General features: G+C 33.1%; 15 protein-coding genes and 2 pseudogenes. 11 read left to right on the top strand and 6 right to left on the bottom strand.

Going from position 1 to position 26,089, the window contains the following annotated elements; translation table 11 throughout:
• Entirely contained in the window at positions 1–447 is a 447-nt protein-coding gene (locus PQO00_RS17065; protein ID WP_274186072.1) for a response regulator, read from the top strand.
• 65 nt (positions 448–512) lie between these two features.
• Complete coding sequence (locus tag PQO00_RS17070; RefSeq protein ID WP_274186073.1) at positions 513–689, top strand: hypothetical protein; 177 nt, start codon at positions 513–515, stop codon at positions 687–689.
• 268 nt (positions 690–957) lie between these two features.
• Here PQO00_RS17070 and PQO00_RS17075 read toward each other — a convergent pair whose 3' ends face one another.
• Genes PQO00_RS17075 through PQO00_RS17090 form a run of 4 tightly spaced genes read right to left on the bottom strand, consistent with a single transcriptional unit; the run spans position 958 to position 8,637 of the window.
• Positions 958–2,385, bottom strand: a complete 1,428-nt coding sequence (locus PQO00_RS17075; RefSeq protein WP_274186074.1) for a DUF4998 domain-containing protein — start codon at positions 2,383–2,385, stop codon at positions 958–960.
• A 15-nt stretch (positions 2,386–2,400) separates the two neighbouring features.
• On the bottom strand, positions 2,401–3,582 hold the full coding sequence (locus PQO00_RS17080; RefSeq protein WP_274186075.1) for a DUF5000 domain-containing lipoprotein: 1,182 nt from the start codon (positions 3,580–3,582) through the stop codon (positions 2,401–2,403).
• A gap of 21 nt (positions 3,583–3,603) precedes the next feature.
• Positions 3,604–5,496 (bottom strand): RagB/SusD family nutrient uptake outer membrane protein, encoded by a 1,893-nt coding sequence (locus tag PQO00_RS17085; RefSeq protein ID WP_274186076.1) that lies wholly within the window; start codon positions 5,494–5,496, stop codon positions 3,604–3,606.
• A gap of 12 nt (positions 5,497–5,508) precedes the next feature.
• Entirely contained in the window at positions 5,509–8,637 is a 3,129-nt protein-coding gene (locus PQO00_RS17090) for a TonB-dependent receptor (protein ID WP_274186077.1), read from the bottom strand.
• Between the two features lie 704 nt (positions 8,638–9,341).
• On the opposite strand from PQO00_RS17090, the pseudogene PQO00_RS17095 reads away from it, so the two are divergent.
• Both PQO00_RS17095 and PQO00_RS17100 read left to right on the top strand, forming a co-directional pair.
• Positions 9,342–9,562 (top strand): annotated as a pseudogene (locus PQO00_RS17095) (hypothetical protein); the annotation flags it as partial.
• 532 nt (positions 9,563–10,094) lie between these two features.
• On the top strand, positions 10,095–12,872 hold the full coding sequence (locus PQO00_RS17100; protein ID WP_274186078.1) for a glycoside hydrolase family 2 TIM barrel-domain containing protein: 2,778 nt from the start codon (positions 10,095–10,097) through the stop codon (positions 12,870–12,872).
• Positions 12,873–13,245: 373 nt separating this feature from the next.
• Here PQO00_RS17100 and PQO00_RS17105 read toward each other — a convergent pair whose 3' ends face one another.
• Both PQO00_RS17105 and PQO00_RS17110 read right to left on the bottom strand, forming a co-directional pair.
• Complete coding sequence (locus PQO00_RS17105; RefSeq protein ID WP_274186079.1) at positions 13,246–13,389, bottom strand: hypothetical protein; 144 nt, start codon at positions 13,387–13,389, stop codon at positions 13,246–13,248.
• A gap of 615 nt (positions 13,390–14,004) precedes the next feature.
• Positions 14,005–15,366 carry an NAD-dependent succinate-semialdehyde dehydrogenase gene (locus tag PQO00_RS17110; protein WP_274186080.1) on the bottom strand — a complete coding sequence of 454 codons (1,362 nt, stop codon included), beginning with the start codon at positions 15,364–15,366 and terminating at the stop codon, positions 14,005–14,007.
• A 189-nt stretch (positions 15,367–15,555) separates the two neighbouring features.
• Here PQO00_RS17110 and PQO00_RS17115 point away from each other — a divergent pair.
• The 7 genes and pseudogenes from PQO00_RS17115 to PQO00_RS17145 all read left to right on the top strand — a co-directional run.
• A pseudogene (locus tag PQO00_RS17115) lies at positions 15,556–15,699 on the top strand (DUF4202 family protein); the annotation flags it as partial.
• Between the two features lie 477 nt (positions 15,700–16,176).
• Positions 16,177–16,755, top strand: a complete 579-nt coding sequence (locus PQO00_RS17120; protein WP_274186081.1) for an RNA polymerase sigma factor — start codon at positions 16,177–16,179, stop codon at positions 16,753–16,755.
• Between the two features lie 131 nt (positions 16,756–16,886).
• Positions 16,887–18,023, top strand: coding sequence for a FecR family protein (locus PQO00_RS17125; RefSeq protein ID WP_274186082.1), 1,137 nt, complete (start codon positions 16,887–16,889; stop codon positions 18,021–18,023).
• Between the two features lie 206 nt (positions 18,024–18,229).
• Positions 18,230–21,706: a TonB-dependent receptor gene (locus tag PQO00_RS17130; protein WP_274186083.1), complete on the top strand. Its 3,477-nt coding sequence runs from the start codon at positions 18,230–18,232 to the stop codon at positions 21,704–21,706.
• A 16-nt stretch (positions 21,707–21,722) separates the two neighbouring features.
• Positions 21,723–23,606 (top strand): RagB/SusD family nutrient uptake outer membrane protein, encoded by a 1,884-nt coding sequence (locus tag PQO00_RS17135; protein WP_274186084.1) that lies wholly within the window; start codon positions 21,723–21,725, stop codon positions 23,604–23,606.
• A gap of 27 nt (positions 23,607–23,633) precedes the next feature.
• On the top strand, positions 23,634–24,869 hold the full coding sequence (locus tag PQO00_RS17140) for a DUF4959 domain-containing protein (RefSeq protein ID WP_274186085.1): 1,236 nt from the start codon (positions 23,634–23,636) through the stop codon (positions 24,867–24,869).
• A 46-nt stretch (positions 24,870–24,915) separates the two neighbouring features.
• Positions 24,916–26,076 (top strand): DUF4998 domain-containing protein, encoded by a 1,161-nt coding sequence (locus PQO00_RS17145; protein WP_274186086.1) that lies wholly within the window; start codon positions 24,916–24,918, stop codon positions 26,074–26,076.
• Positions 26,077–26,089: the final 13 nt, after the last annotated feature.

The raw sequence follows: 26,089 nt of genomic DNA on the forward strand, positions 1-26,089 counted from the left end.
ATGACAACGAAATTATTAAATATTATATTGGCAGATGATGATGCCGATGACAGGGAGCTTTTCAAAGAAGCCATCAAGGAATCTGGATTGGAAGCCAACATAACCATGTTTGAGAACGGATCAAACTTAATAAAGCACCTGCGTAAACCTGGCGTATTACTGCCCGATATCCTTTTTTTGGATCTTAATATGCCATGTATGAGTGGCGTAGATTGTTTAAATCATTTAAAGAAGGAGTCAGAGCTTAAAGATATTGCGATTGTAATATATTCTACATTTTCATCTGACAGGGATATTGAGACCACTTTTTTGGCAGGAGCAAGCATTTACTTAAATAAACCTAACAATTTTCAAACCTTAAAAAACATTCTCAAGAAAGTATTGCAACTTGATTGGCAATATCAAACTTCTATTTTAAACAGAAATAATTTCTTGTTTAGACTGTAATGAGATTAATGTATTGTTGTATCGAATTAATATTTTATTGAAGACATTTTTTAAATACACAGAAAATGAATTTTTCTATGTTAGATACGACAAGGAGTTTTTGGATATTCCCAATAGGTGGTTCCGCAGGTGGTTTTAGAGCAGTAAAAACAATACTCTCCAACATACCAAAAGGGCTTATACCAAATGAATTTCAAAATAACCGTAAATATTTTGAATTATTTTTAGATCAGATGAAATAGAAAATCTAAGCATAGCATTCGTTACGGTTATATACCCAGTCAAGCTGAGCACATGTTTTATATAGAAATAAGAGCTAAAAAGAAATCGAAGATTCATGAACACCTATTTTTAAAATGAAAGATAGTGAACTAAACAAACATTATAGGTTGTTTTGATGTTTATTTGGTATTACTTCCTATTTTGTGGTATTTATGTTATAAAGAACAAAAAAGAGGGGACGGTTATTAAAAACCTCAATCCCCTCTTTTTTACATATTAAAACAATTTTTAGTTGCCATAAATACTAATTTCTGCCAGATGAGTAAAATTATTTGGACCTTCTATAGCAATATACTTTACATACCTTCCTTTAGTAAATGCAGCAGCCGTAGCAGTATAGGCATTGTCATTTTCTAATTTAGCATTAAGTGCTGCTACCATATTAAAGGATATGCCATCGCTACTCACCCAAAATTCATGAACAGTAGCTCCGCGATCATCACCCCCTCTTCTATATATGTCAAAATGAGCAATATCCCTTTCCTCACCTAAATCTATAGTGAAGTGATGTGGGTAACCAGGTGAGGCACCGTCCCATTGAGAATGCCAAAATGTACCTGTATCTCCGTCAATAACTGCCGAAACATGCCCATTAACAGGGCCTTCACCATTTGCTTCTTCAGAAGAAAAATCAACAATTGACCAAGAGGATTTATCAAGCTCCATAATAGGCAGTGGCGTTACCTCAAAATATAAGCTTTTGAAAGCACCGAATAAATTCCCTATTGATATTTTAATGTTTTGAGTGCCTCCTTCCATGCCTCCTAAAACAAAACTATCAACCGATTCACTTGAAGTTACAGTATTAGATACAGGGTTGCCTCCAACCATTTTTTCAAAAGTTAAATTTATTTCAACATGGGTTGCGTTTTCCCAACTTACAAGTAGACCGCCTAATATGGGTTCGATAGACATGCTTTCAAATACGGCGTCAATGTTACTTGGAAAAACAAATGTTTCCCAATCTGAATCAAATTCATCTATAGTGGTTTCATGACCTTCATCATCGGCTGCTATGGGCACATAAAATGTTCTATACATAATTGGAGCTGTCATATCAACCTGTTCTAAGACTGTTTCAGATTCATTATTTAAAACAGTATTCACTATCTCGGTTCCACTAAGATTCGTGTATTTAATTTCTGTAGCTCGTGTTAATTCTGAGGCTATATTAAAATTCACCGTAGCGTTGTCATTTTCATCAACATTAAAACTATTTATTAATCTTGCTTCTAAATTTGATCTGTAATTTTCTCCATATACAGTTCCAAACACAGTTACTCTAATAGAATTATTACCATTAGAGTCACTTGTATATATTTCAAATTCATAAGATTTCTCTTCAAGATTTTCAACGATTAATTCAATCATATCAATATCCTCTTCAGATTTAGAATAAGAAAAAACTTGATTATTAGCTTTATTGTCCCAATAAACAGTTATGGTTTCAACATCGAATGCGTTTGATAAATAACCAGATAATTTAATTCTATTATTACCTGGTAAAGTTTTAACCGAATCTATTTTTGTGGCATATAAAGTTTCTCCTTCACTAATATATTTTTGATGAAACTCATAAGTATCGTTACAGGAATTTAGCAAACAAATAAATACAGGTAATATCAATATTGCTATATAATATTTAATTTTTTTCATAATTTGTTTTTTTATTTAATTAACAATACTTCCCCAGAAAGTTATTTCTGCAAAATCTACATATGTAGCACCATCCCAAGTCTCTGTTACAGAAAATCGGAAGTATCGTATTTCATTTGGTTCATCAAAAGTATATTCATCACCAGCTTCAAAATGAGCTATATCTTCATCGGTATTGGTGCCAATTGGTAACCCTGATGGTTTTATAGATTCACATGCTCTTAAAAACATCCAATTGTCAAAGTAGCCATCATTACCAGGAAACTCTTTTGCACCATACAAATTATATTTTTTTGGATTTCCATGGTCATATGGCCAACCTCGTCTCATATTAACAACGATTCTGCTCAAAATAACATTTTGACCTAAGTCTACAGAAAAAGTTTGTGGAAAAGGTTCACCTCCTAAGGTATGTACAATAGTATTTACATCGTCATCATATAAGTGTTCATATCTACCTTCCCATTCGCTCCAATTGTTATCATTGTTCAAAACAATTTTTACAAACTTGGTTTTGTCTATACGCTCTTCAAATAATGGGGTCAATAATTTATCTGGGGTGTTTGCATAAATAGTGTCCGAAAAATTATCGTATCTATCTCGTATCACGGCAGCAAATAAGGTTGGTACAGGTTCATACCCTCTTATGGATGTAGATATTGTTTCTGCCTCAGTATATTGTGTTTTAACAATTGTTAATTCCCCATTAGCATCTTCGCCCAGTAATTCTATAGCTACAGGTGTTTTTAATTCGTTAACCCAAGAAAATTTTGCACCTCCAAAATCTTCTTTTACCTCCATTGTTTCTTGAATGATATAAATGGGAGGTGTTAAAGGGGATCCTTTAACGGTAACAGGGTCGGATAAATTTTCAGATCTATCACCAGAATAAAGTTGAATAGTTTTTTCAGATGTATCACCCAGCCCTAAAATTTGAATTTTATTACCAAATTTAGAAGCTTTTACTTCAGCTTCAATACCTTGCGAATTTGTATATACTGCCTTAACAAATAAAAGATCATTATCGTTTGGTATGTCGTACGATATGTCAAACCCTCCATTAATAGGAGTTAAAACTATATTCTCTGGTGGAGATGGTTTTGTGCCATCAGAAGATAATGGTACATGTTCATGTTCTTCGCATGCAAATAATAACGTTAATATTGCTAGCGGTAGTACTAATAATTTAAATTTCATAATCTTAATTTTTTTAGTTAATTACCATCCTGGATTTTGGATTATACTAGGTGTTCTTATTATTTCATTTTCTGGTATTGGCCATAAATAATCTCTTTCGGAATATGTTGGGTTATATAACGTAATAGGGGTATAATAGTCTATTGCTAAATTTTCGCGAACATTCCATCCTCTTATGGGCTTGTTCATGTATTCTTTTGTTAGCTTCCACCTTCTTAAATCCCAAAATCTGGCACCTTCAAAAGATAATTCTATCATTCTCTCTTGTTGTATTATTTCCCTCATGCCCGATTTAGTCAAAGGTTTTGTTGGATTATTACAAAAAGAAGCGCTCCAGCTGTCTAAAACTGATTGAAGTCCAGCTCTTTCACGAATTAAATCGATATATTCATAAACTTCCGCATCTGGTGTTGCCTTTACTTCATTTAAAGCTTCTGCATAATATAAATATAAATCTGCTAAACGAATAATAGGGAAAGAATATCTTACTTGTGAAAAGTTGTTTCCTCCTGTAACTTGGGTTTCGATATTTACCAGTTTTTTTGCCCAATACCCAGTTACAGAGTATTGATTCGGGTTAAATATAGATGCAAACTCTCCATATCGGCCATGTATATACCAAGGGTCTTCATCTGTTCCGTCTTTGCCGTTTCCAAACCAAACACCTCTATCAAATGCCAAATCAGCATAAAAACGAGTTTCTCTATCAAAATTTAAAATGGCGGTTTCCTCACCTATTTCGATAAGATATTTATCATCATTATCTGCTGTTCTTACCTTAAATCTATTAGAATAATCATAAGTAACATCTTCATTAATTGGAATTCCATTTTTTGAGTAATACAATTCAGCCATTCTTATGGTAGGAGCGTGACGTGAGTTTGTAGGGCTATTTACATAACTGTACAATCGTGGTATTGATGTGTTTTGAATACCCCATGTATCGTTAGTGCTACCCCAAATAATCTCTGGATTCCATTTATCTGTCACTCTACCTCTTAACGTTGCTTTTAACAGTGTTACATCCGATTGTGGGAAAGGGTTGGCATAATCAGATTTTTGATATAACCTCATGCCTGCTTGATGGCATAAATCAATGGCTTCTTTTGTAGCTGTAGCTGCTGTTTGCCATTTCTCTGCATCATAAGTTTGTGGAAAGAAAGGTTCACCATTTTCATTTAAAAAATTGGCATAGACTGAATTGCCATTAAAAAGAGGGCTAGCTTGAGCCATTAAAATCCTCGCTTTTATTGATGCTGCAATAGGTTTTGTAACTCTTCCCAATTCTTCCGATTCATTTTGTAAAAGTAAAGGCAAGTCTTCCATGGCTTCATCAATTAAATCTACAATAAAAGTAAATGTTTCATCTATTTTATCTCTTCTTGGTGCTGGAGCATCTGGTATATCCTGAATAGGTTCTAGTTCATTATTGATTACTATTGGTCCATACATTTGCAATAGATAAAAATGGTAATAAGCCTTTAAGAACTTAACTTCAGCACGCCACTGATTCTTTTCATATTCGTCCATGCCTTGAACTTTTCCAATATTTTCCAAGAAAATATTACTATTTCTAATGGCCACGTATAAATCTCCAGTACCTCTACCTTCCCATTTATTATAAGCTGGAGAAGTCACGCTTTGAAATCCTTGCGCAATTATTGGTCCAGGTCTCCAATCTTCAGATTCAGGCCACCAAACCTCATCTATTGCAGATATAGCAGGGTTGTTCTCATCGCCTGGAGCAGGTATAGCCCTATAAACAGTATATAAAAATTTTTGTGCATTAAACCTATCAGAGAAAGCATTATCAAGTACTGCCACATTATCGGGAACGACATCTAGATAATCATTTTCGCATGATAAGAGTATACTTGAAATTATAATTACAGATATACATATATATTTTTTCATAGTTTTAATTTTTTAAAGTGAAACATTTACACCTAAGTTAAATACTCGTTGATTAGGGTACTCCAACCCATTACCTGCCAATTCGGGATCCCATAATTTAAATTTGCTTAAAACAAATAAATTTGTACCAGAAGCATAAAATCTAACCTTATTCATTCTCCATTTAGAAACTATTTTATCGGAAAGGCTATAGCCGATTTCTGCTTGTTTTAACCTTAAAAAAGCACCATCTTGCATAAACCATGTATTGCGAACAAAATTATTTTCTAAACGCTCTGGAGAAAGTCTTGGCCATAAAGCATAACTGTTTCTGTTTGTTTCTGACCAATAATCATCTGCGATTGCCTTTAAAAGCTGACGTTGTTGCCAAAATGGAATGATATAATCGTTAGGGTCTGAGTTTGCAATTCCATTAGAAGTATTGAGCCAAAAAGTAGAGTTTGCTGCACCTTGGAAAAAGCATGATATATCGAAACCCTTAAATCCTGCAGATATTCCTATACCATATACAATCTCTGGGCGTGAAGGATTCCCAATTGGTACTTGGTCTAATCCAGTAATACGTCCATCGCCGTTAATATCTTTATATTTTATATCACCTCCGGAGTATTCTCCAAACTGTTCGGGTGAATTATTTACTTCGTTTTGATCAATAAACAATCGTTCTGCTATATAGCCCCATTGTTGATCTATAGGTTGGCCAATACGAGATAACCAGGGTGTTTCTGAATAATCTGGTTCATCAATTTTTGTGATCTTATTTGTTGCATACGTATAGTTTCCTCTTGCCTGAATCCAAGCCCCACTGCTAAATGCTTTTGTATACACTATCGATCCATCAATACCACTACTTTTAGCCTCTCCTATATTTGCTTTTACTCCAGACTGTAACCCTAATGTTGAAGGTAGAACGCGATCCCATAAAATATCTGCTCTTTTTTCACTAAAAATATCTACATTAATGTCTAAATCATTAAATAAACCTAATTCAATACCAAAATTGAATTTTTTAGCTGTTTCCCATGTTATTTGATCATTTCCATAACGCCGAATTTCAACACCATTTTGAGAGTTATCAAAATCTTCGCCAAATGTATAACCATCTGCATTCATCTCCACTCTTGATAAATAAAAGAATCTGTCATCTGCACTGCCAATTTGATCGTTTCCAACCAATCCATAAGAGGTTTTAAGCTTTAAATTTGTAATAATGTTTTCGGTTCCTTTCATAAATTTTTCATCAGAGACCATCCAACCTATTGCAAGTGATGGGAAGAAGCCCCAACGTTCATTTTTTGCAAACCTTTCGGAACCATTATATCCAAAGTTCCATTCGAAAAAATACTTTTGATCGTATGCATAAGTCAGACGACCCGACAAACCCATATTTCTATAAGGTAATGATTTTTCTAAATTTCTGGAATCATTTTCCGGTAAGGAAGCTAACCTGTTATTTAAAGTAAATACCGCTAAACCGGATATTGTATTTTTTTCGTCAAAATCTTTAAAATAAGTTAATCTCGACTCAGCATATGTAGTTGAAGCACTATATCTATCTCTTTGGTTAAAGTCTAAATACTCCGTACCACTTTCTTCATTTAAAGGTGTTAATGCAATCCCTCCATTAATTAAATCTTCACGTGCTGAATAAAAGTAAGGATTGTAGGCCCTATCGACTTGATAAGATGATTCTTTTGTTGTGTTAAACATAAATTGAAAATCCAACCCATTAGTTAAAAAATCCAAATCTTGGGAAATTTGTACTTGAGCAATAAGTTTTGTGCGTGTTCCTTCTGTATATCCAGCCACCATGTCTGCATACGGATTTAAATAAGATGGACCACCATCTGCGCTATCGCTATAATTTCCAAATAAAACATGATTAGTAAATTCGTACTCGCCTTCATTAGCATAATACGGCCTAAATAAAACAGGGTTAGCTCGCATCACGCGTTTATACGTTTCTGTTCCACCTTGTCTAGGACCATTGAAATCGTCAGAATTAAGATTGAAACTCAATTTCAATTCAGTTGTTTCGGTTAAATCTAAATTAATATTAGAGCGTACATTATATTGCTTGTACTTAATATTATTATTAAATTCATTATCGTCAGGTACTTTTAAGATACCATTATCTTGACTACCTGCTAAAGAGACATAATAACGCGCTTTTTGACCACCACCATTCATACTAAAATTAAAACGGTTATTTACTGTATAATCTTTAAATAACGTGTTATACCAGTCTGTAGTTGGGTATAAAATAGGATCGGCTCCAGCTTCAGTTTTAGCTATTTTTTCTAAAGAATATGGTAATATTGCTAACGGATCACGTGTTCTAACAGCTTCATTACCCATTTTCATATAGGTAATAGGGTCTGCCAATTCAATGTCTTTTGTTGGCATAGAAAATGAAGTTTCAAATCTTCCTGAAAATTTCACCTTGCCTTGTGTACCTTCTTTTGTGGTAACATAAATGACGCCATTGGCACCTCTTGCACCATATAAAGCTGTTGCAGAGGCATCCTTCATAATTGAGAAAGAATCGATATCATCAGGTTGGAGTCTTCTAAGATCATCAATGGTTAATTCAACGCCATCAATAAGAATCAATGGGCTTGAACCATAACCAAATGTGGCAACACCCCTTACAAAGAACTCTGCATTATCATTTCCTGGCTCACCCCCTCTTTGGTAAGAGATTAAACCAGGTATTCTACCTGCAAGTGCTGTGGTTAAATTACTTGAAGGAATTTTGAGTTCAGATGGTTTCACGGTGCTAATTGAAGAAATCACACTCTTTTTTGTTTGTTCACCAAAACTTACCAAAACAATTTCATCCAAGCTATTTAGGTCAACTTCTAAAGTAATATTGATTGTAGTTTGATCTCCAATAGTTAACTCTTTGTCTTTGTAGCCAACATAGGAAATCACTAAAATGTCAGTACTTTTTGCTGTTATGGTATAATTGCCATCAAAATCAGCAGCTTGTCCGTTGGTAGTACCTTTAACAATAATAGAGGCTCCGGGTAAAGGCAGGCCATTCTCGTCTGAAATAGTTCCTGTGACGATTTTTTTTTGCGTTTGGGCATGAGCTAGCCCAAATACAAAAATTAATAAACAGATTGTAACTTTTCTCATAAATTTAGTTTTAGTTAGTTTAATTAGTTTTTATTCTCCTCTTTGGAAATATGAGAGGTCGTCCAGTTTACTTAGAATGAGTAAGTACACTTAATTTAAGAGAAGAAGATTGTTGTTGAAATAGAAATTATACCAATTAAGAATTAAAATACGCAATTCAAACTCATTTATTAATTCGTTTTATCACTTTGCTCATCATTTCCATAGCTTAGGCTATGCAAATAACACGCAGCTGGCAAAAACAAATAAGCAATGTCGTTTTCTGTAGCTCATTTTAATTCATAATTGGTATTACTTTGGAAAAACATAGTTTTACCTAAAGAGACAAAAGCAGTTATTCCTTTGGTTTAATAGAGTAGTTTTTTCATAAATGTCTTAAAAGTTAGTTAGTTAGTTGTAGTTTATACAAATCTAGTAAAACGTTTTAGTTAATAAAAAAAAATTAATGCTTTTTTATAAAAGTATTTATAAATCATACAGATTGAATGAGAGAAAAACCGTATGCGGTTTTTCTGTTTTAATTATTTGAAGTAAAAAAATATTAATTATACCTTTGTTAAGATTCTGATATTAAGGGTTTTAAAATTTTATAACAACCAATATCTATGTCAAATATTTTGAAAAATTATTTTAGAGTTTTAGACGTTATAAATTCTTTAAATTGTAAATTAGAGAATAAATTGGATGTTGGTAAAAAATAAAAAATGTCTGATCCAGAAGTAGTTGTATTAAGTCTAATAGCTGAATTTATGTCTATTGATAGTGAAAACTTCTTATTTAAAGAGAGTAACAAGCAACAAATCCCTAATTTAATTTAAGCGAAGTCAGTTCAATAAAAGAAGAAGATATTACAAAAGCAGAAGTTCACGACGTTTATTTTTTGAAAAACATAAAACAACAAATATTTGATTGCGTGTTACTTGGGGTAGATGTTGCTTATTGCAAAGCATTACTTATCATTTCCTAAAACTATTTTTTAGAAATTCAAAACCATTAGTGTCCGACTAAAGACGTAAGACCGCTTCGCTATTGGAACCAAGAACAAGGACTTGATTGTAACTAACTGACAAACAGATACACCACTATTGTTTTACTTCCTGAAACCTAAATATTTATTGATTGTTTTTACTTGTATTAAAAGCAAGGCGTCTAATCTGTAATGCTTTTACAAATACTATTATAGATGGGCTTCAAATAAAAGCCAATAGCTTTAATCGGACAACAATAATTTTAAATAAAGTCTAGTTATTTCCAGTTTGGTTTTAAGTCATATTTTAAATATAATTTTTAGCATAAATCGATTTAATTAATAATATTAGCAGAATTTATTAAAGAAATAAAAAACTAGAACGTCTCTATAAGTCGTTTCAAAAAAGATGCTTGTTCTTTTTTTATGAGCCCAACCATTGATTCTAAAGTAATTCGAGTTTAAATATAAACGACATAAAATTTAAAACATGAAGCATACCATTTGTCTTATTTTACTTCTTACAAGTTTTGTATTACATTGTCAAGAAACCAAAAAATTAATGCTTTCGGGCAACAGCGCTCAAGACAACATTGAATGGGATTTTTACTGTACGTCAGGAAGGAAAAGTGGTGAATGGACAAAGATAAGGGTACCTTCATGTTGGGAAACTGAGGGGTTTGGAGAATATGACTATGGCCATTCTAGAAATAAATCTTCAGAAAAAGGATTATACCGTACTTCTTTTTCTGTTCCTAAATCTTGGAAAGATAAGCGCATTTTTATTGTTTTTGATGGTGCGATGACCGATACTAAAATTCAAATAAATGGAGAACAGGCAGGAGATATTCATCAGGGATCGTTTTATCGGTTTAAGCGAGAAATAACTGATCTAATCAATATGACTTCTAAAAATAAGCTGGAAGTTGAAGTCAGTAAGATGTCTTCAAATTCTTCGGTCAATACTGCAGAACGTAATGCAGATTTTTGGATTTTTGGAGGTATTTACCGCCCTGTATATTTAGAAGCTGTTCCTAAAACCTTTATTGAATATTCAGGTATTGATGCCAAACATGATGGCTCTTTTAACATGGAATTGTTTTTAGATAAATCTATATCTAATGCTACAGTTGATGTTGAAATACATGAAACTAACTCTGGAAAAAAAGTAGGCAGGTTTCAAGCAACAGTTTCAGATAATACCAAAAAAATAACTGTTTCCTCAAAAATATCTAGTATCAAGCCTTGGTCTGCAGAAACACCTAACCTATACAATGCTGTTATTTCTGTAAGTCAAAAAGGAAAGAAGCTACACACAGTTACAGAACGTTTTGGGTTCCGCACTATCGAAGTACGTGAAAGGGACGGTGTTTATATCAATAACAAAAAAATAAGGTTTAAAGGGGTTAACAGGCATTGTTTTTGGCCAAATACGGGGCGTACCGTGAGCAAAGCACAAAGTTTGGAGGATATAAAACTGATAAAAGGAATGAATATGAACGCTGTTCGTATGTCCCATTATCCTCCAGATAAACACTTTCTAGAGCTTTGTGATTCATTGGGGCTTTATATTATCAATGAGCTTTGTGCATGGCAACACCCCCCATACGATACAAAAGTAGGAACCATTCTTGTGAATGAAATGGTTAAAAGGGATTTAAATAATCCTTCTGTTATTTTTTGGGCAAATGGAAACGAGGGCGGGTTCAATCATGACTTTGATCCTTTATTTAAGCAGTTGGATATTCAAAAACGACCCGTATTACATCCTTATGGACTTCATGATGGCATAAATACCGTTCATTATATTTCTTATGGTTCTGGGATAAAAAACATGTTCAATGGGCGTGATATTTTTATGCCTACCGAATTATTGCATGGTTTGTATGATGGTGGCCACGGTGCTGGTTTGGACGATTTTTGGAATTTAATGCTGTCAAACCCGCTTTCTGCTGGTTTGTTTTTATGGGATTTAGCCGATGAAGGTATTGTGCGAACCGATAAAGGAGGGGTGCTTGATACTGATAAATCCCACGGTGCTGATGGAATACTAGGGCCATATCGCGAAAAGGAAGGTAGTTTTTATACTATAAAAGAAATATGGTCGCCCATTTTCGTGAAAAAAAAATATATTACCCCACAATGGCATGGAAACCTTACCATAGAAAACCGATATGACTTTACAAATACAAACGCATGTAGTTTTCATTTTAGCCTTACCAGGTTTAATTCGCTCGACGGTGATAACGACGTGCAAAAAGTTAAGATAGAAGCGCCTTCAATCGCGCCGGGAGACCAAGGAGAACTTAAACTAGACCTACCCAAAAACTGGAGCGATTTTGATGTGTTAAATCTTACGGCTATGGATAAAGATGGAAATGAAATACATACTTGGAGTTATGAGTTAAATGCGCCTTCTTTTTTTGCTGAAAGGGTACTAAACATTGAACCGTCTCAAAACACTAAAGTTAATAAAGCTGAAAATGATTCACTTTATATTTTATCCACACCAGATATTACTGTAAAGATTAGCAAAGCTACAGGTTTGCTCAAAGAAGTTAAAAATGCAAGTGGCATTATTCCATTATCCGATGGACCTATTTTTATAACTGACAGAGCTATAAAACTTAAAAAAATATCCTCAGGTTTTAAAGATGGAATGTTCAAAATTGATGTTGAATATTCATACCCAAATGGATGGAATGCCTACAGGTTCTCATGGACGATGCAAAAAAACAGTATTCTGCAATTGGATTATGATTATAGACCAAGGGATAAAACCGTGATGACTGGAATAACATTTAACTTTCCTGAAAAGGACATTGAAGGAGTTAAATTATTTGCAAATGGTCCGTACCGAGTTTACAACAATAGGCTTAAAGGTGGGACATTGAATATTTGGGATAAAAAGTACAATGATGCCATAACTGGAGAAGTATGGGAATATCCTGAATTTAAAGGTTATTATTCATTGTTTTATGGTATGAAGCTTAATTGTCCTACGCCGTTTGAAGTATACAGTACATCCGAAGATATATTCCTGCATTTGTTCACACCACGTATTCAAAGTAATTATGATGTAAAAAATAATCATACATTTCCGCCATATCCATCGGGTAATATTTCATTTATGGATGCCATACCTCCAGTAGGAACAAAGTTCCAATCTGCTGAATATTTTGGACCTCAATCTCAAATACATCGTTTTAAAGGATTTAGCGCGTCGCCCAATATGAAAAACAGGCTGCTCTTTAAATTTCAAAAATAGTTATGATGAAAAGGCCATTTATGGTGCTTCATCCGTTTGTAGGTTTTTTTGATAGGTTTTAATGCTTGATCTTCTCCCTAGGATGCTAGCGTCAATGTCATTAAGTTAAGGAAATTTGTTCCTTTTTGTCACATTTTTGTCACATTGAGTACTTCGTCTATAGTTTATGCTGAGTACTTTGACTACGTATAAACTAAAAGTCAAAAAGGCTCAGCATAAACTAAAGTAGCCATAGCAGATAATAAAGAATATGGTGGTACCTGTGCTATTAGAGGCAGCGATCCTAAAAAAAAGTTTTAGGACCAACGGAAGTTCTTGAACTTGCTGATGGCTTGACTGGAAAAGGGATCTCTTTAAAAGACATGTATATGAATCATTTTTTGTTTTGTTGTTCCTTTATGGTTTTTTTATCAATATCAAATTGGTTTGTATTTTGATTTACATTTCCAGTTGGGTTTGTTGGATTTGTTTGTTCTTTAGTGCGTTTAAACTTCTTTTTATCTCTTATTATTCCCATAATTTTTTTTGTTTTTAGGATTATTAATTTTTAGTATCAAGTATTAGTAATACTTGTTCTACCGTTAAATTAACCATCTTTTGTAAAAACGATTAACGCTAAAAAAAATAGGATTGACTCAAATGATAGAAAGGTGTTAATTGATTGATTGTTATGTGTTAGTAGGTTGATTAAATTGTTTTATCGCTAATAAGTTTAGCTATGGAGCAAAGAAAAGAGAGCTTACAGTTATTGCTTTCTTGATCTCAAGAATGGTTAATATGTACTATAGTGCACTTCGCTTTAGCTACTAAAAACACCAAGTTTTGTTTTATGTCATAACAAAGAGTTGTTATACGTTTCATAATTATGATCTCTGCCTACAAAAGCTATGGGGTTCCAATTAAATGACGCCTTTAATTATATATAGCTAAATCAATATAAAATAACATGAACCTTCAGAGTAAAAAACCGAATTTCTTCGTTAAAAACACTCGCCGTAACTAGGCTATGCCTACGCTTTTTGCCTTGAACCTCAATTTTTTATTTCTAAATATTCTATGCCATTTTATAGCGACTTAGCTATAGCTATTATGGTCGTGGTTTTTAGTTTTCTTCGAAAATAGGGTAGTGGAACTATTTAATATAAACTGTTTTTTTATTAGTGAAGGCCAAAATACCTTCTTTTGAAAGTTCGCGTCCGTAGCCTGAATGCTTAGTGCCTCCAAAAGGTAGTCTGGGATCAGACTTTACCATTTCATTTATAAAAAACGCACCATCTTCAATGTCAATAATACGTTGTTTTGCATCTTTTGTGTCTTCTGTAAAAATCATGGTGCCTAAACCAAACTTGGTATCATTAACCATCTTATAAGCTTCTTCCTTAGTAGATGCTTTTATAATTGCAGCTACTGGACCAAAAGTTTCTTCGGTAAACACGGGCATGTCTTTGGTAACTCCCGTTAAAATTGTGGGCTGATAGTAGGTCTTGTCTCTTTTATTACCGTAATGCACATGCGCGCCTTTCTCCATGGATTTATTAACTTGATCCTCTAAAATGTCTGCTAAATCCTCTCGTGCCAAAGTGCCTATTTCGGTATCATCTAAAATTGGATCTCCAAAAGTTAAGGCTTCAATTTTTTTGGTGAACTTTTCTAAAAATTCATCATAGATGCCAACTTCTACAATAAAGCGTTTTGCAGCAATGCAACTTTGCCCCGTATTTTGCATTCTGGCTTTAACGATAGTATCTATATGTTTTTCTAAATGAGCATCGTTAAGAATTACACAAGCGTTGTTTCCGCCCAATTCTAGCACTAATTTTTTTAATTGTGCTCCTGCAATTTCTGCAATTTTGCGTCCTGATTTTTCGCTCCCGGTTAACGATATGGCTTTTATTATATCATTTTTTATAATAGTTTCGATAGTATCATGACCGGTTAGTAAAGTTGTAAAACATCCTTTTGGGTATCCCGAACTCTCGAAAATTTCTTGAATGGCCAAAGCACATCCAGTAACATTCGAGGCATGTTTTAAAATAACGGTATTACCTGCAGTTAATGTTGGGACGGCAAACCTAAGGACTTGCCAAAATGGGAAATTCCAAGGCATGATACCCAAAATACATCCAAGTGGATCGTAAGAAATAAAACTTTCTTGTGCATTAGTTTCAATAATTTCATCTGATAATAAGCGTGCAGCATTTTCAATGTAAAAATCACATAAATAAATACATTTATCAATTTCGGCAAAACTTTCGGTAATTGGTTTCCCCATTTCCATAGTTATAAGCCGGCAGTATTTCTCTTTATTTAAGGATAAGTTTTCTGCAACATTTTTTAGCAATGTGGTTTTATTAGAAAGACTTTCGGTTTTCCAGGATTGAAATGTTTTATTGGCTAGATTTAATGCTTTAGAGATGTCTTCATCAGTGAAATAATCATAAGTTTTCAAGACTTTGTTTGTGTATGGGTTTTTAGTTGTTATCTGCGTTTTCATTATCAAAAAATTTAAACTTAAATGTAACTTATTTAATAGGCCGTTTTTAACGGGAATAATAAAAATATGAACGTTTTCGAGATTTTTAAACAAGTTTAGGATGTGTTAAATTAATAAAGTTCTCACTATTAAAGGATAGTTGTACAACTAAAAATGGTATAACAAAGTAAAAGTTCTTATAATTTAAAATTTGCCGAAAAGCATGAAGATGAAAAGATCGTAGATATTCTTCAAAAAACCTGGGTAAAAATGTCTGAAGATGGGCATAAGGAAGCCTTAAAGCTAAAACTTTCAGATAAAAGCTCATCACTTATAAAACAAGCTATTTCATAAAAACATATGATCTGATTAAAAATGGTAGTTCATGAGGCCAACGTACGGTTTATATGCCAAGCTGTTTATACATAACTATTTTAAGTACTATTGTACTTTCAGTCATGTTTACTAAAAGCAGGCTTTTTATAGTTTATTACTATATCTTTTATTACGATAATTGAAGAAAATTTGACTTCCGATTATAGCAATTAAAAACCCAAAAGATCATTCAATGGTTCATTGCTCAACTCGACTGCTTTTTGTTTAAATTCTAAGGTGTAATGTTTTGATTTTCTTCTTACTAATAGCTAAATAATAAATAGTAAACAGATGCTCTCATCTTTATGTCCAGTCTAATATAGGAAGTCCAAATAATAAATGTGTTTTATTAATGAATTGATGGCAAAAGGACCGTATATTTCTCTTTACCATCAACCTATTAATAAAAATTACTTAATATTGTACACACTTCAATAATAATTTTTCAGTTCAAAAATGTTAAAATCATATAGCGACAAAGAGCTTCTTGAACAAATATCCCTTGGTAACTCGCATGCTTTTAGAGAGTTACATTACAGGTATTCGGCTAAAATGTTTACATATGGATTTAATGTTTTAAGGAACAAAGAAATTTGCGAAGACCTTGTTCAAAACATATTCATAGATTTTTGGACAAAACGTAAAAACAATAAAATAAAAAATATTAAGTCCTATTTATTTGGAGCTGTAAAATACCAATTGTTCAATTATTTTAGGGACCAAAAAATGACCTATGAGGATATAACAAGACTTAATATTATTGATGTATCGATTGGTGTTTCAAAAGAAATGGAATATCAAGAACTAGAAGAAGCCATTCGTACATCATTTTGCAAGTTACCAAATCGATGCAAGGAAATTTTTGAATTGAGCAGATACCAAAATAAATCCCATAAAGAAATTTCAGAAGAATTAGAAATCTCAATCCAAGCAGTTAAAAACCAAATCTCAAAAGCTATTTCCAGTATAAAAAAGGATCTTCATAAGCATGGGTATGTTATCAGCGTTATTTTCATTTTAGCAATTTTAAAATAAAAAAACCTTCATTTTAGCAGTTTTAAATACACTTTTTTAAAGAAAAATTAAAAAAAGTATGTTTTTAACGTGTACCATGTCCTCTATTTTGTTACTTAATAATAACAGCACAACCTTTCTAATAGATAAAAATGAATAAAAAAGAAGTAAAAGAGCTTTTTGAAAAGTACATCAACAACAAGTGTTCAGCTGAAGAAAAGAAACTTTTGAACAACTTTTTAGACTCTTACCAAAATAAAGAAGATTTATGGAACAGTTCTATATTGGGTGAAAAGGATGAATTTATAAAAACATCATGGTCAAAAATTGAAGCTAAAATTAATGCTGAAAATAAGAAAACCTATTCATTGCTGCCATATTTAAAATATGCAGCTGTAGTTGTTGCTTTTTTAAGTTTGGGTTATTTTCTACAGCAAGCATTTTTCTTAAAACAAACAGAATTAATAGTGCCCAATGAAAATATAACCATTGAATTGGACAATGGAAATATTGAAATAATTGATGAACAAGGGGCTTTGGACATTGTTGATAATAAAGGTAACTTGGTTGGCACCCAAAAAGGCAACAAAATAGTTTATGCTAATAAATTGAATAGCCCAGTAAAAGAAGAGCTGGTCTACAATACCTTAACAGTACCTTATGGAAAACGTTTTGAACTATTACTTTCTGATGGTACTGCGGTTAATCTAAATGCAGGTTCTTCATTAAAATACCCTGTTAAATTTATTAAAGGGGAAAATCGTAAAGTGTTTTTAAATGGAGAGGCATATTTTAACGTAAAAAAAGATACCGAACACCCTTTTATTGTAAACTCTGATGAAATTAATGTTAGAGTTTTGGGTACACAGTTTAATGTAACATCATATCCAGAAGACAAGAGCATAAATACAGTATTGGTTGAAGGTTCAGTAAGTATTTATGAAAAAGATTTAGAATACAACTCTGAAACGTCAAATATGCTAGCTCCAGGTTTTAAAGCAGTTTGGAATAAAACCAATGACGATTTAAATATTGAAAAGGCTGATATTGAAATGAGTACTGCATGGCTGGATGGTAGAATTATTTTTCGCCATACATCATTTAATAATATTATTAAAAAATTAGAACGTCATTATAATGTTGAAATTATTAATAACAATGTAGCTCTAAACAAAAAAAATATAGCGGCCAGTTTTGATATTGAAACCATTGACGAAGTGTTTGAGGTATTTAAAGAATATTACGGAATAAGTTATACCATAAACGACAACAAAATAATAATTAACTAAAACAAACAAGTGCCTATGCAATAAATACGAAAACGAACTAAACACAATCAATTGTAAAAAAAGACAACCACTATTTTATCTACTTATTCACTATAAGTTCAACAATTAGGTTTTAGAGATAAAAAAAATCGAAAGATGCTGCGAACATCTTCCGATTTATGAGTAGTGGTTAATTAAACTAAACCACATAATTACATTACAAAAATATGAAAAAAATACTTGGGTTAAAGAGGATTATTTCTTATCCACTAAACTTTGAATTAAAAATGAAGTTAACCACCTTATTTTTATTGATTTCTTTGTTTCAACTACAAGCAAAAGAAAGCTATGCTCAAAAAACAAAAATAACCTTAAACCTTGAAAACGTTAGCATAGAAAAAGTATTAAATGAAATAGAATCTAAAACAGATTTTAAATTCATATACGATTACGATTACGTTAATCACAAAAAAATAGTATCTATAAATGCCAATAACGAAAAACTGTCTTCAGTTTTAGAAAGGCTTTTTAAAGGCACTAACATTTTGTATAAAACTGTTAAAAAGCAAATAATACTAAAGCAAAACGAAAACCCTTTTCCAAAAGAAAACAAACCAACAAATGAAAATAAACCGCCTCAGCAAGATCTAATAGTAGAAGGTGTAATAACAGATACCGAAGGAGTACTGTTACCTGGGGCAAGTATTCTAGAAAAAGGCACCAAAAATGGTACACAAACGGATTTTGATGGCAGATTTTCATTAAAACTATTTAACGACGATGCTATATTGGTTATTTCATACATTGGCTACAAAACAAAAGAGATTTCTGTAAAAAACCAATCAAGCCTAACTATTGTATTGGAGATAGATACCGCGAACCTTGACGAGATAGTAATTGTTGGGTTTGGAACCCAGAAAAAAAGAAATCTTGTAGGTTCAGTGCAATCAATAAGTCCGTCGGAAATTCGAATACCTTCAAGTAACTTAACAACAGCTTTAGCAGGAAGGCTTTCTGGATTAATTTCTTATCAAAGAACTGGTGAGCCAGGTGCAGATAATGCAGAATTTTTTATAAGGGGTGTTACAACTTTTGGTTATAAAAAAGACCCTCTTATATTAATTGATGGCGTTGAATTATCAGTAGATGATCTGTCAAGGTTACAAGTCGAAGATATAGCAAGCTTTTCTATTCTTAAAGATGCCACTGCAACGGCCATTTATGGTGCTAGGGGCGCAAATGGAATTATATTGGTTACAACAAAATCTGGTGTGGCAGGCAAAGTAAAAGTTTCTGTTCGCTACGAAAATTCAATTTCCTCTGCTACAAGAAATATAGATTTTGCAGACCCGATTACTTATATGAGATTGCATAACGAGGCCGTGAGAACTAGAAATGCTCTACCTGGTAATAGTTTTTTGCCTTTGCCCTATACCGAGAAAAAAATCCAAAATACTATCGCAGGCACTAACTCAATGGTTTACCCTGCAATAGATTGGCAAGAAGAACTATTAAAGGATTACACACAAAACCAAAGAGTTAATTTAAACCTTAATGGTGGTGGTGATAAAGTTAGATACTACCTGTCTTTATCTTACACTAATGACACGGGATTACTTAAAGTAGACAAAAGAAATAACTTTAACAACAATATTAATCTTAACAAACTATCTGTTAGATCTAATATCAATATAGATTTAACTCCAACTACCGAAGTTATACTTAGATTCAATGGTGCTTATGACGATTATACCGGACCACTTTTTGGAGGAGCAGATATTTATACCAGAATAAGAGAGACAAACCCAGTCTTGTTCCCTAAATATTTTGAACCAGATGAAGCTAATCTAGAAACCAACCATATTTTATTTGGTAATGCCGGTGATGGAAATTATTTAAACCCATATTCAGATTTAGTAAGAGGTTACAGGCAATATAGTAAAACAATACTTTTATCCCAATTTGAGGTTAAGCAAGATTTGTCCATGATAACAGATGGTCTTAAAGGAAGGATGTTGTTAAACACAACCCGTAATTCTGATTTTGATGTTAACAGACAATACAATCCATACTTTTATAGAATTAACTTTTATAACGAAGATACCAATGAATACACATTGGCACCTCTTAACATAGAAGACGGGACTGAATATCTAAGTTATGGTGAAAATGCTCCAAATGTATCCACATCTTTTGACTTTGTTGGTACAATTGATTATAACAGAACATTTAATGAAAAACATGAAATTGCTGGGTTATTGGCTTTAAATGCAAGATCATCTTTAAGAAACAATACAGGCAGTCTTCAAAACTCATTACCTTACAGAAACTTGGGAGTTTCCGGAAGGTTTTCGTATGCTTTTAACCGAAAGTATTTTGTAGAATTTAATTTTGGCTATAATGGTTCTGAAAGATTTGATAAAAACCACAGGTTTGGCTTCTTCCCCTCAGCAGGTATTGGGTGGACTATATCTGAAGAACCTTTTTTTAAATCTTTAAAACCAACTATTAGTTATCTTAAAGCTAGATTAACCTATGGCGAAGTTGGTAACGATGCCATTGGAGACATAAACGATAGGTTTTTCTATCTATCAAGAGTGAATGTTGATAACGGGGGAAGAGGGTATACATTTGGTACTGATTTGGATTATTTCAGACCTGGCGTAAGTATTGACAGATATGAAAACAGTTTGATTACTTGGGAGCTTGCCAAAAAAACCAATTTAGGTCTAGAGCTCAATCTGTTCAACGATAAAGTAAAAATCTTAGCTGATGTCTTTTCCGAACAAAGGGAAAATATTTTGATGGACAGGGCTTATATACCACCTAGTCTGGGTCTAGAGGCTGCTGTTAGGGCAAATGTTGGTAAGGCCGAAAGTGAAGGAATAGATTTCTCTATTGACTATAACCAAGATTTTGGAAATTCACTTTGGTTTTCTAGTAGAATTAATTTTACATATGCCACAGGAAAATTTAAAGTATATGAAGAACCTGATTATTCAGATATGCCTTGGTTACAAAGAGCTGGTCAATCTATAAATCAGCAATGGGGGTATATTGCAGAAAGATTATTTGTTGATGAAGCTGAAGCACTCAATTCTCCTCAACAATTTGGAATATATGGTGCCGGAGACATTAAATATAAAGACATTAATGAGGATGGTATTATAGATTTTAGAGACCAAGTTCCTATTGGTTATCCTACTGTTCCCGAAATTGTTTATGGAGCAGGGTTTTCAATGGGCTATAAAAATTTCGATTTATCAGCATTTTTCCAAGGAGCAGATAGAGTGTCTTTTTGGATCGATTCCAATGCCACTTCCCCTTTTGCTGGGGAGGAAAATGTTAGAAATAATGCGTTGTTAAACGCCTATGCCAATAGCCATTGGTCTGAAGCAGATCAGGATGTGTATGCATTGTGGCCAAGGCTATCTCCACAAGCTGTTGAAAATAATACTGTAAGAAGTACTTGGTTTATGAGAAATGGCGCATTTCTTAGGTTAAAACAAGTAGAGTTGGGTTTTTCATTGCCAAGAGAGTTAATTGTAGACAGGTGGGGTATGCAAAGATTTAGGATTTATTTCTCTGGCACCAATTTGTTTTCGCTCAGTAGGTTTAAACTGTGGGATACAGAAATGGGAGGAAATGGATTGGGTTACCCTACCCAAAAAGTATATAACATAGGGCTACAAGTATCACTTTAAAAAAATTAATAGAAAAATGAAAAAAATCATATTTATAGCTTTTATCTGTTTAACATTTGTTTTTTCTTCATGTGAAGATTATTTAGATGTGGTTCCAGATAACGTTGCTACAATAGACAATGCCTTTACTGATGAGGTACAAGCCGAAAAATACCTGTTCACTTGTTACAATTATTTACCTCAACAAAACAACTTATGGGAAACACCAGGTTGGTTTACAGGCGATGAGTTGTGGTTAAATGATAATCAGGCCCAAAATTTAATAAGCCCAGTAACCATTGCTAGAAACGGACAAAATGCAAATGATCCTATATTAAACTATTATGAAGGATTTAGAGGCGGAAAAGACCTGTTCCAAGGCATAAGGGTTTGTAATATTTTTATCGAAAGAATTGATGATGTTAGAGGTATGAGCAACCTTAGTAAAAGAAGATGGAAAGCCGAAGCAAAATTCTTAAAGGCTTATTACCATTATTATCTATTGAGAATGTATGGTCCTATTCCATTAATTGATGAGAACATTCCTGTTAGCGCATCTCCAGAAGAAGTAAAATCCATAAGACAACCTTTTGATGATTGTGTAAATTTTATAGTAGACCTTTTAGATGAAGCCGTAGTGGATTTACCAAGTATAGTTCCAAACCCACTGGAAGAAATGGGAAGAATAACAAAATCTATTGCACTAGCTATTAAGTCTGAAGTTTTATTAACAGCTGCAAGTCCACTTTTTAATGGTAATCCTGACTATTCAAACTTCTTAAATTACGATGGTACACCATTTTTTAGTGAATACGATAACGAGAAATGGAAGTTGGCTGTCGATGCTAGTTTGGAAGCTATACAAGAAGCCGAAAGTGCTGGCCATGTTTTATATCAATTTTCTGATTTGATACCCTCTGGTCCTTCAGACAGAACACTTCAAAAAATGACTCTTAGAGGTCGTGTTACAGAACGTTGGAATAATGAGGTTATTTGGGGCAATAGTACCAGTGATAACAATCAAGGGCGTGCCCAAGCGAATTTTTATGCAGGAGGACAATCCAGAGTGGGACAATGGATGGCGCCTACATTCAAAATAGTTACTCAGTACTATACAAATAATGGTGTTCCAATCAGTGAAGATAGTAACTGGATTGGTAAAAATATTTTAGAAATGAGAACAGCTACTTTTGATGAATCTCTAGATATAAAGCAAGGTGAAACTATACCTTTGGTGCATTTTGATAGGGAACTACGCTTTTATGCCGATTTAGGATTTAATGCTGGTACTTGGTTTGGACAGGGCAAATTGGATGAAAATGACCAACATGTAGTAAACGCTATAGATGGCCCTTCATCATCAAAAACTAGTATTCAAAACTTTTCAATAACTGGATATTTCCCCAAAAAACTGGTTAATTACAAAAATACATTTTCTGATAATGGGGAATATTCTTCTAATAGATATGCCTCACCATATATACGTTTAGCAGAGTTATATCTAAATTATGCTGAAGCCTTAAACGAATATCAAGGACCGACCGCAGAAGTTTATGATAATATAGACAAAATAAGGTTAAGAGCAGGTTTGGAAGGTGTTGTTGAAAGCTGGAATAGCTATTCAACTACCCCTACCAAACCATCTACTAAAGAAGGCTTAAGAAGCATTATACAAAACGAAAGACTCATTGAGTTTTCGTTTGAAAACCATAGATATTGGGATTTAAGACGTTGGAAATTATTACTAAGCTATATGAACGCACCAATAAGAGGTTGGAACGTATCTGCTGAAACAGAAAATGATTTTTATTCTCTTACTACTTTATACAATCAAAAATTCTCGTTTAGAGATTATTTATGGCCATTAAGAACAGAGATACTTTCAATCAACACAAGCTTGGTGCAAAATCCAGGGTGGTAATCGTAAAAAATTAAAATGAAAAAAATTATGAAATTTAAAAATAGTTTTATGGTGGTTCTTTTAGCGGCTATTATCCAAATTAGCTGTTCAGAAGAAGAAAAACATGGACCAATTGAAAACGATTCGGTTGTCCCAGGATTAGTTACAAATGTTGAAGTAACCAATATTTCTGGTGGTGCCGTATTTAGATATGATTTGCCAGATGGTGATGACGATTTGTTATACATTGAGGCAAAATACAGCACTAAAACAGGAAAAGAGTATAAAGTAAGATCTTCTATATATACTGATTCGTTGGCTATTGATGGATTTGGAGATACCGATACTTATGATGTCAATCTATTTACTATTGATAGAAGTGAAAACAGGTCAGAACCTTTAACAGTTCAAGTAACTCCACTAACTCCTCCTATTACTAAAATTTTTGACAGTTTTACCATTACCGAAACTTTTGGTGGAGCAAAGTTACAGTGGGAAAATGAAACACGGGAACAAATAGTAATTACAGTAACAGCAACTGATTCCATATCGGGTGTTGATGGACCATTAAAAGAAATAGAAACCATTTATTCTGCTTCATCAATTGGCGATATATCAATTCGGGGTTATGATCCTCAAGAGTATCGTTTTGCAATACAAATACGCGATAGATGGGACAATGTATCCCCTACTAAAATAGTGACCATTGTTCCACTTTTTGAACAAGCTTTAGATAAAGATTTATTTGAAGAAATAATACTTCCAGGTGATACCCAACAAGTTGAGCCATGGAACACTAATGGACCTTCCAGAATCCCTTTGTTGTGGGATGATGAGCATGGTGGAGGTTCTAGTGGAGATTATCGAATAGTTGGCATTAATGGTGATATGCCAGACAACTATTATTACACTTTTGATTTAGGGGTCGAAGTCAAATTAAGTAGAATGAAATTCTGGCAATTTACTCAAGAAAATCAAAAATGGTTATACTTTGATGCACAATATAAAAAGTTTGAAATATGGGGTGCTTCAATGTTAGATACCAGTGGTAATTGGGATAATTGGGTAAAACTTAGAGATTGTGAAATTATAAAACCTTCAGGTCTTCCTTTAGGAGAGGGGAATTTTACCGATGAAGATAGACAAGCTGCATTATTGGGTCATGATTTCGATTTTCCATTTGATACTCCAAGTGTACGGTATATTAGAATTAAAGTAAACGCTACATTTTCGGGGTTAAACTGGTGTGCAGCAGGGGAAATATCCTTATGGGGTGATTACTAATATTAATTTTTTGTAATAACAAAATCTAATTTAAAAAGTATTAACGATGAGAAAATTAATAAATATAAAAAGCACCATACCACTACTAACACTAACTATTATGATGGTTTTTTGGTTAGGTTCATGTGATAAAATGGATGATAACTATCAGCAATATATTGAAAACGGTGAAACATTATACACTCCAAAACCAATAGACTTAATTGGAAAAACAGGTAACCAAAGAATACAGTTAGAATGGGATATAACCAGCAACGCCAATACAGATGAATGGGTGGTTACGTACAATGATGTTGAATTAACTTTTACAAATACCAATACCACTCATAAAGAATATATTGTAGACAATATTGAAGAAGGTGATTATATTTTTACCATATGGGGGAAAAGTAATTCAGAAGGCGCATCATTAAAAGAAACTATAATTGTCCCGGTATTTGGTGAAACCTACAGGCAATCATTAAATCCCAGAGAAATAAGTTCCTTTTATTTTGATGGCACAAACGCTAAAATAATCTTCAAGAACAGTTTAGCACTAGCAAAAAGTACAGAAGTAAAATACTTTAACACTAGTGGTACTGAAGTAACTACAGTGTTAGAAAAAGATGAATTTGAAATTGACTTATTGGATCTTGATTTTGATAAAGAAATCCAATACAGAACATTTTATTTACCAACAGCACCAATTGAAATAATTGACGAAGAAACTTCCGAAATAATATTAGTAGAAACTTCAATTGATGAGTTTGATTCAAATTGGGAAATTGTACCAACAAGTCCATTTTCTGCTCCAAACTTAGATAGAAGCAGTTGGGTGGCCATTGAAGAATCCTCTATAGCTTTTGATGGGTGGAATATTGAAAGAATGTGGGATAATGATATAAACAGTGCGTGGCATACTCCTTGGGATGGCACTAATTATCCACATCACTTTGTTATAGACATGGGTGAGGAAAAAATACTCACAGGATTTGAAATTGCCAGAAAATGGGATTGGAGGGTAACTACAAAAACAAAGTTTGAAGTAAGTACAGATAATACTAATTGGACAGATTTAGGCGAATTTATAAATCCTAACCCTGATAGTGATGACCCTCAAGTTTTTGATTTTACATCAAATCCAAATGCAAGGTATTTTAGAGTTACCTTTTTAGAAGGTAATGGATCAGAAGCAATCATTAGAGAGTTTTATGTTAAAGGTATTTAAAACTTTACAGCTT

It is taken from the genome of Flavivirga sp. 57AJ16 (assembly GCF_028736925.1).
Taxonomy (GTDB): domain Bacteria; phylum Bacteroidota; class Bacteroidia; order Flavobacteriales; family Flavobacteriaceae; genus Flavivirga.

Bases quoted from the DNA above. Each gene is read 5' to 3' on its own strand.
- PQO00_RS17090 (WP_274186077.1), bottom strand. From the start codon at position 8,637: ATGAGAAAAGTTACAATCTGTTTATTAATTTTTGTATTTGGGCTAGCT.
- PQO00_RS17075 (WP_274186074.1), bottom strand. From the start codon at position 2,385: ATGAAAAAAATTAAATATTATATAGCAATATTGATATTACCTGTATTT.
- PQO00_RS17125 (WP_274186082.1), top strand. From the start codon at position 16,887: ATGAATAAAAAAGAAGTAAAAGAGCTTTTTGAAAAGTACATCAACAAC.
- PQO00_RS17100 (WP_274186078.1), top strand. From the start codon at position 10,095: ATGAAGCATACCATTTGTCTTATTTTACTTCTTACAAGTTTTGTATTA.
- PQO00_RS17070 (WP_274186073.1), top strand. From the start codon at position 513: ATGAATTTTTCTATGTTAGATACGACAAGGAGTTTTTGGATATTCCCA.
- PQO00_RS17140 (WP_274186085.1), top strand. From the start codon at position 23,634: ATGAAATTTAAAAATAGTTTTATGGTGGTTCTTTTAGCGGCTATTATC.
- PQO00_RS17135 (WP_274186084.1), top strand. From the start codon at position 21,723: ATGAAAAAAATCATATTTATAGCTTTTATCTGTTTAACATTTGTTTTT.
- PQO00_RS17120 (WP_274186081.1), top strand. From the start codon at position 16,177: ATGTTAAAATCATATAGCGACAAAGAGCTTCTTGAACAAATATCCCTT.
- PQO00_RS17085 (WP_274186076.1), bottom strand. From the start codon at position 5,496: ATGAAAAAATATATATGTATATCTGTAATTATAATTTCAAGTATACTC.
- PQO00_RS17110 (WP_274186080.1), bottom strand. From the start codon at position 15,366: ATGAAAACGCAGATAACAACTAAAAACCCATACACAAACAAAGTCTTG.
- PQO00_RS17145 (WP_274186086.1), top strand. From the start codon at position 24,916: ATGAGAAAATTAATAAATATAAAAAGCACCATACCACTACTAACACTA.
- PQO00_RS17080 (WP_274186075.1), bottom strand. From the start codon at position 3,582: ATGAAATTTAAATTATTAGTACTACCGCTAGCAATATTAACGTTATTA.
- PQO00_RS17130 (WP_274186083.1), top strand. From the start codon at position 18,230: ATGAAAAAAATACTTGGGTTAAAGAGGATTATTTCTTATCCACTAAAC.
- PQO00_RS17065 (WP_274186072.1), top strand. From the start codon at position 1: ATGACAACGAAATTATTAAATATTATATTGGCAGATGATGATGCCGAT.
- PQO00_RS17105 (WP_274186079.1), bottom strand. From the start codon at position 13,389: ATGGGAATAATAAGAGATAAAAAGAAGTTTAAACGCACTAAAGAACAA.